General features: G+C 51.7%; 1 protein-coding gene. It reads left to right on the top strand.

Going from position 1 to position 2,729, the window contains the following annotated elements; all coding sequences use genetic code 11:
• The first annotated feature begins 1,051 nt into the window (after positions 1 to 1,051).
• Positions 1,052 to 2,416 carry an FAD/NAD(P)-binding protein gene (locus CRT23_RS27335; protein WP_181017504.1) on the top strand — a complete coding sequence of 455 codons (1,365 nt, stop codon included), beginning with the start codon at positions 1,052 to 1,054 and terminating at the stop codon, positions 2,414 to 2,416.
• The last annotated feature ends 313 nt before the right edge of the window (positions 2,417 to 2,729 follow it).

The raw sequence follows: 2,729 nt of genomic DNA, 5'->3' as shown, positions 1-2,729 counted from the left end.
CGGCGCCTCCTCCACCCAGAAGGAATCACAGACACACCTGCTAAGCCAAACTTATGGGTCCAGAGCCTAACATGCTCAGTGAGGGAGGTAGGCTGTCTGTGCAATCCTGTAACCCTCCTTCGTTTCAGATGCGAAGCAACAATCGTATCAGGGCACATGCCACACGCTAAGCAGCTACCCGTTCGAGAAGAGGCTGCGGGACCTTATCTCGGTGCAAGCTCAGAGACTTCGACTCGACGGGGCACTTGTTGGCGGACTGCAAGTGATTGATCCTCACTGGCATCAGATTGGAAGCTAAGCAATATCGCAGCGCAAAGTCCGGCGAGGCTGCCGAATAGAGGGGCGGTCAGAGCCAACCAAACGATGCCGTACCCCCATAGTAGAGTAACTCCGCTCAACGCGCCGATGAAGGCTGCAAAAATGATGCTAAACACGAGATCTCCTACATTCACCTCGGCCTTGGCAGCGGAAGGCAAAATACTTTCGGCTGCACCTTACGTGCATATTAGCTGCACGAAGCAAAATTGAATTTCCAAAGATCAGCAGGGTTGCAGCTAACCCTGTGCGTTGGATGCTTCTGCTCTAGAACAAAACTACCGATTCCTTTTTCCGCCATGCTTCCATCAGAGCGCGCTTGGCGTTTATGTGACCGGCATAGTAGAAGAGGTCTGGCTTCGACCCGGGCGTGCTCAGCTCCGGTTGCCAGCAGACATCAATCGCCCACTTCCAGCCTTACATCAGTCCGGATCCATACGAACGCCCTGACTATCTGCTCCAATTGCTCGGAAGTAAGCTCGTGATCTATCGGAAACCAATTTCTGAAAAACTATATGTTGCAATTCTAACCGAAATCCATTCATTTAGTTCGATAAAGAAAGTCTTAGACGCTATCGCTATGCGGAGAAATAACTAGATCAATTTTAATACAAATCCGTCTCTCATATAAACAAACTTTTGACCGAATAGCGTATCGTGGATGCTGCCCTGCTAATCATCAAAATTTACCGTCCGACCTGGATTGGTACTTATCATAGGTACTGGGAGTAGCGTTGTGAGTGCTAAAACGGTGGCTATCATCGGAGCTGGATTTAGCGGAACAATGACTGCGCTTCACATTTTGCTGAAGACAGACAATTGCCGCATACTCCTTTGTGAGAAAAGCGCGAACTTTGGACCTGGTGTTGCTTACGGAACGGCGCGCTCGGATCACCTTCTAAACGTACGTGCTTCAAATATGAGCGCTTATCCAGATCGGCCCAACCACTTCGTTGAGTGGCTGCAAGCCTCAGACCTTGATCAATCGGCTCAAATGCAATCGACTACAGCTGGAACCTTTGTATCACGTCAGCTCTATGGACGCTATATTTCTACACTTCTTGCTCGAGCCAACGAGTCTCAATCCGGCGTGGGGCGCGTGACGCTGGTGCCAGAAGAAGTTATCAACCTTGTTCCCAATGATGCAGGTTACCGGCTGCTTCTCGCTGGAGGACGCGAGCATCAAGTTGCAGCGGCTATTTTAGCCACGGGAAATGTCTTACCAAACAAGCCGCAAACTGGCCCTTACATAGCAAACCCTTGGTTAAGCCCTTTCGCCGAGAAGCTTGATAGCGATAAGCCCGTCGTCATCATGGGGAGCGGGTTGACTATGGTCGACGTCGCCCTGCAATTGCGAGGATCCGAATTCGTTGGACCATTAATTGCAATATCGCGTCGCGGCCTCTTACCCCGAACCCATTCATCAACCCGCCCTTGGCCGCTTCCACGGCTCACCCCTCAGGAGCAATCTTCTCTTGCTCAACTCCTGCTCCGCATCAGAAAAGAAGTGACTGCTGCGAGAGCAGAAGGCATTTCATGGCACGGCGTAATAGATAGTCTACGTCCTATCACCTCCGGTCTATGGCAGGGCTTACCAGAGGAAGAACAGCGACGCTTTCTACGACATGCCCGGCCGTGGTGGGATGTACATCGGCATCGGACGGCGCCAGCAATCGGCGCAAAATTACAGAATTTGGTCGACAGTGGTGATTTGGTCATCCGAGCAGGTCAGATTACTGAGATCGACATAGACGATGCTCAGGCTGTAGTGCATTACCGCCCTAGATACACTTCAAGAAGCGACACTATTGTTGCACAGCGCATCATAAATGCGACAGGAATGCTTTCGGCTGATAAATCTGAAGACTCTTTGCTGCAGCGTTTAGCTGAGCAAGGGCTTGTCCGCTTCGACCGGCATCGACTTGGGCTGGATCTTACCGCAAAGCTTCAAGCGATAGGGGCTTCAGGACGCGTTACTCCATCATTATGGGCACTCGGCCCCATCGGAAGAGGCGTATTTTGGGAATGTACAGCGGTACCCGACATTCGCAATCAATCCGCTCATGTCGCAGAGCAATTCTCCACGGCAGCATCTGGGTGAACGATCTCTCGCTAGCCTTCTAGCGGGAAGCTAAGAAATATCTCAGTAGCGGCTAAGTGCAAGCATTGACAGTTAAAGCGATGAAGCAGATGGCCGATTTGCTGACACTCTGGGACATGGCTAGGCTTGTCATGCTGCTGTCAAACCATCAGCACAGTGTCCTGACAAAGTGATGCGCTCGTCCTATGGACGCCAGCCGGCTCTTCGTCGGTTGAAGACGATTGACCATTGCGCCGGCTTTACTAGGCTCGGGACTCATAACCAGTAGCTGACGGTAGCAGCGATGCAGACGGCAGCCAGGTAGTTGGTGGCC

Origin of the sequence: Methylobacterium sp. V23, from assembly GCF_002917135.1 — a bacterium.
In the GTDB taxonomy this organism is placed as follows: domain Bacteria; phylum Pseudomonadota; class Alphaproteobacteria; order Rhizobiales; family Beijerinckiaceae; genus Methylobacterium.
This window is presented reverse-complemented; position numbering and strand designations above follow the sequence as displayed.